This window comes from Candidatus Bandiella numerosa, assembly GCF_021811875.1.
Lineage (GTDB): Bacteria > Pseudomonadota > Alphaproteobacteria > Rickettsiales > Midichloriaceae > Aquirickettsia > Aquirickettsia numerosa_A.
Window position 1 is genome coordinate 1 of record NZ_JAJBJD010000086.1, and the last position, 4,515, is coordinate 4,515.

Annotated in this window: 7 protein-coding genes; 4 read left to right on the forward strand and 3 right to left on the reverse strand. The window is 31.1% G+C overall.

The features are described from left to right. Positions 1–69: 69 nt before the first annotated feature. The 3 genes from L8D11_RS03620 to infA all read right to left on the reverse strand — a co-directional run bounded on the left by L8D11_RS03620 (position 70) and on the right by infA (position 1,433). Positions 70–471: a magnesium chelatase domain-containing protein gene (locus tag L8D11_RS03620; RefSeq protein ID WP_236870319.1), complete on the reverse strand. Its 402-nt coding sequence runs from the start codon at positions 469–471 to the stop codon at positions 70–72. A 155-nt stretch (positions 472–626) separates the two neighbouring features. Further along, entirely contained in the window at positions 627–1,211 is a 585-nt protein-coding gene (locus tag L8D11_RS03625; RefSeq protein ID WP_236870313.1) for a Maf family protein, read from the reverse strand. 6 nt (positions 1,212–1,217) lie between these two features. Continuing rightward, complete coding sequence (gene infA, locus L8D11_RS03630) at positions 1,218–1,433, reverse strand: translation initiation factor IF-1 (protein WP_236870314.1); 216 nt, start codon at positions 1,431–1,433, stop codon at positions 1,218–1,220. A 138-nt stretch (positions 1,434–1,571) separates the two neighbouring features. Between infA and trxA the strand changes: the two genes are divergently transcribed. The 4 genes from trxA to L8D11_RS03650 are packed head-to-tail and all read left to right on the forward strand — an operon-like array spanning position 1,572 to position 4,344. After that, the gene (gene trxA / locus L8D11_RS03635; protein WP_236870315.1) at positions 1,572–1,907 is read left to right on the forward strand and encodes a thioredoxin; all 336 of its coding nucleotides are present in this window, start codon (positions 1,572–1,574) and stop codon (positions 1,905–1,907) included. Between the two features lie 26 nt (positions 1,908–1,933). Continuing rightward, positions 1,934–3,310 carry a cytochrome c oxidase accessory protein CcoG gene (ccoG, locus tag L8D11_RS03640; protein WP_236870316.1) on the forward strand — a complete coding sequence of 459 codons (1,377 nt, stop codon included), beginning with the start codon at positions 1,934–1,936 and terminating at the stop codon, positions 3,308–3,310. A gap of 15 nt (positions 3,311–3,325) precedes the next feature. Next, on the forward strand, positions 3,326–3,817 hold the full coding sequence (locus tag L8D11_RS03645) for a disulfide bond formation protein B (RefSeq protein WP_236870317.1): 492 nt from the start codon (positions 3,326–3,328) through the stop codon (positions 3,815–3,817). Then, positions 3,814–4,344, forward strand: a complete 531-nt coding sequence (locus tag L8D11_RS03650) for a demethoxyubiquinone hydroxylase family protein (RefSeq protein ID WP_236870318.1) — start codon at positions 3,814–3,816, stop codon at positions 4,342–4,344. Before L8D11_RS03645 ends, L8D11_RS03650 begins: the two co-directional genes overlap by 4 nt. The last annotated feature ends 171 nt before the right edge of the window (positions 4,345–4,515 follow it).

The window sequence follows — 4,515 nt, forward strand, 5'->3', positions numbered from 1 at the left end:
CTCAGAGACTTTATCAAGAGATACAATCGAAAAACCAAGGCTTATTCCAAAGCCGCTGATATGGCTGAATTATCTGTGTATATACATTTCTTCTTTGACGCTATATTTGCTTAGCAATGCCTTATTTATTGTACTATTTAACGATAGTTCTCCAAGTATGACATAATTTTCTATTTCTTCTTGCGATATGATTTGCATTTCCACAAGAAGTGCAACAGCAATTGGTAGATCGTAGTGGCTGCCTTCTTTATTTAAATCTGCAGGAGCTAAATTAACCGTAATACGTTTAGCAGGTAGTGATAACCCCATACTTATAAATGCCGACCTAATCCTCTCTTTTGATTCTGCAACTGCCTTGTTGGCAAGTCCAACAATGAAAAAAGCTGGTAGACCATCTCCAATATGCACCTGCACTTCAACTTCTTCTACTTTTAATCCCAAAAAAGAGACGGTATAAACTCTTGATACCATTATTTTCAAACCTAACCTATTACAGTAAATGAAAATAATATCAATTTAATAAACCTTCAAGTTAATTTATGGTTGCTGTAGTAATTAAAATTAACAAAAACACATAGTAAAAGCTTACGTGCCCCCACCATTAAGCTCAATCGTATTAATAATGCTTAAATAATATCAATATTTTGCTTCAAACCTATTCCGCTTAAAATTTTATAAGTTTCATGTACTGGTAGTCCTATAACATTGCTGGGGTGTCCACTTATCCAGCTGATATAAGCCCCTGCCATGCCTTGCAACGCATACCCTCCAGATTTATCTTTCCACTCATTTGATTTGACTAAATTATCAAGTTCTTGATTTGTAAGTAACTTAAATTTTAATTTTGTTTGCACTACTTTTTTTATGCATTTTTCACCCTTTATGATGCATATACCAGTATATACAACATGCCTCCTACCAGATAGCAATTTTAGATATTTAAGAGCTTCTATTTCATCTTTTGGCTTAGGAATTATCAATCTACCTCTTGCCACAATTGTATCAGCTCCAAGTATGATGCTGCCAGGAAATTGCTCATGTATTTTTACTGCTTTTTCTAAAGCCAATCTCTCAGCCAATTTTGCAGGCAATTCTCTTGTTTTAGGAGTTTCATCGATATTAGCAGGCACTACTTTATCTGGTTCATAGCCAATACTTTTAAGCAAAGTCATTCTTCTAGGTGAAGATGATGCAAGTATAAATTTATACATATATAGTTAATGCCTATGACTAACTCTACCTTTTGTTAAATCATATGGTGTCATTTCCACCGTCACTTCATCTCCCGCCAATACTCTGATTCTATTTTTTCTCATTTTCCCTGAGGTATATGCAATTATTTGATGACCGTTCTCAAGCTCTACTCTAAAAGTTGCGTTAGGCAACAGCTCTATAACCTTCCCTCTCATTTCGATGATGTCATCTTTTGCCATAATTAAAAAACAACTATAAATTATTTACATTATTAGACTATACTTTATAGACTTTATTATGAATATTTCAACTACATATTGACATTTATTTTAACATTTAATAGCATCTAACCTAGAATTTAATATTTTGAAGATAGAATGTTACCGGTCACAGATAAAGATTTTCATCAAGAAATTGAAAAACACAGAGGTATATCAATAGTTGATTTTTGGGCAGAATGGTGCGCCCCTTGTAAATATTTTTTACCAATAGTGCGGGATGTTTCTGACACAATTGAAGCTAGAGTAAAGGTAATGTCACTGAATATTGACGAGAGTCCTGAAATTCCAGCTAAATTAGGTATAAGAAGTATACCTACTTTGATGATGTTTAGGGATGGAAAACTTATTGAAACTAAGGTTGGAACAATGCAAAGGGCTGAGCTTATTGAGTGGATTGAAAAAAACGTGGAAGAATATGATGCATCTAAATAGAGCGAGTGCTATTTTAAAAAATTTAAATGACTTCTGGAACAGGTAAAGTTTATGCCCAATCTATTAGCGGTAAGTATAGGTCAATTAAGAATAGCGTAAATTACGCTTTATTGTTTATATATTTTTTTGGCTCTTGGCTCAGGTGGAACAGAGAACAAGGATTGCCTAATCAAGCCATTATGATTGATTTGCCTGCAAGAAAAGCCTACTTTTTTGGTTTACAAATCTGGTCTGATGAAATTTATTATATCACTATAATTTTGATTTTATCTGCCTTGGCATTATTTATATTCACAACACTTTATGGAAGACTTTGGTGCGGCTACACCTGCCCCCAAACAGTATTTACTGATTTTTTTATAAAAATTGAAACTTATTTTCAGGGAGATAGAAATAATCGTATTAGGTTAGATGAATCTTGCCTTTCCAAAGAAAAGCTTATAAAAAAATCTCTCACTTATCTAACTTGGCTATTACTTGCATTTATTTTCGCTTTTAGCTGGGTATCATATTTTCAAGATGTTTTTGATTTAGCCATAAATATTATTAATTTTGATTTAACTTTTTCTAGTAAAATCTGGTTAATAGCACTCACATTTACAACTTTTATCTTTGCTGGATTTTTAAGAGAAAAGGTTTGCACATATATGTGTCCATATGGAAGGTTTCAATCTGCAATGATTGAAAATAACACAAAATTAATGACATATAACCATTATAGAGGTGAACCCAGAGGAAAAAAATTGGAACAAAAAACTGGAGATTGTATTGATTGTTTTAGGTGTGTTTTAGTATGCCCTACAGGAATAGATATAAGAGATGGATTGCAAATGGAATGTATAGGATGTGGGCTATGTGTTGATGCTTGTAATGAAGTGATGGAAAAGATAGGCAAAGAAAAAAATCTTATCTTGTATACTAGTTTGAACGCTTTAAAAAATGGGCTAACTGATGAAAAATTAATAAAAAAAATATTTAAAGTTAAAAACCTTCTTTATGGGGCTATCTTTGTTATTTTCGCAACTTTTGCAATAAATAGTCTGATAAATAAATCAGATATAAATCTCGTATTGATAAAAGAAAGGGCTCCATTTTTCACTGTAACACCAAATGGACAAATACGTAATACATATACATTGAAAATTCAGAATAAATCCGCAAGAGCTAGGAAATTCATAATTTATGCAGAGAGTCTAGAACCATATGAAATCAAAATACAAAGCAATGATAAGTGTTTTGAAAAAAAATGCTTTATAAATTTAGATCCAGAGATGGAGGACGAATTCAAAATCTTTATTTGGTCAAACAACAATTTGTTACATGAAAAGATTTTTTATTTAATTTTAAAGGATATTGAGAACGATAAAATCTATAAGGAAAAAAATATATTTATTTTTAATTAATGTTTTATAAACACCATGTTGAGCAAGATTTTTTCAAATAAAAAAATTATCATCTTATTTCTTAGCCTGATTCCTTTGGCAACTGTATACATATCAGAGTATTTTTTCGAAATTCTACCTTGCAAATTATGCATCTACCAGAGAATTTTATATATTATAGTGGGGGTTATCACTATAGCCAACATAATGAAGTTATTCAAAAATGTACTTAATAAAATTATCAACCTTACAATTGAAATTTTATTGATAATTAATTTTTCAATAGCAATTTTTCATTATGGAATAGAAAAGAGATTTTTTAGATTTCAAAGTAATTGTTTAAATAATCTCGGAGACGCCGAAAATTTTGAGGATTATAAAAAAATGTTAGCAAATCAAGATTACATTCTTTGCGATCAAGTGAGTTATGAATTTTTTGGTGTACCAATTAGTATATGGAATGCAATATATGCTTTCTTTTTCTTTTTATTAGTAATAAAATTTAACAAAAATGGTGATTTGAAATGAGTAAAAAGAATAATAAAAATTTTATAGAGCAGGTCATCAGAGTCAATCATGCTGGCGAATTTGGCGCAAAAAGAATATATGAGGGGCAAATAAAATATTTAAAAAATGATAAAGATTTAGAAACTGTGAAACATATGTATAATCAGGAGCTTGAGCATTTAGATTTTTTTGATAAGGAACTAACCAACAGAGATATTAGACCTACACTTTTGATGCCTTTATGGAATAAACTTGGCTTTGTACTTGGTGCTGTTACTGCAAAAATGGGTACTAAATCTGCAATGGCATGTACGGTGGCAGTTGAAGAGGTGATTGAGGAACATTATCAACAACAGATTGAAAAATTGAAAAAAGATCCAAAAGAAAAGGCATTACTTAATAAAATTAAAAAATTCCAACAGGAAGAGGTTGAGCACAAAGAAATAGGAATAAGGCATGACGCTTTAGAGTCACCAGGATATACCATATTAAGCGCTTGCATAAAAAGAGCTAGCAAATGCGCTATCTGGTTGAGTAAAAGATTTTAGAAAAAGTAGCGATTTTTTTACCATTTATATATTAGACGTTCACAAATAAAGACCATTGCATAATAGGCAGAAAGAAACATATATGATAGAATGAAAAGATAAGTACATACGAAAGAGGAGGCAAAATGTCATTTTTAGTAAGAGAAGCAGAAGAACGTATAGAGAAGAGTA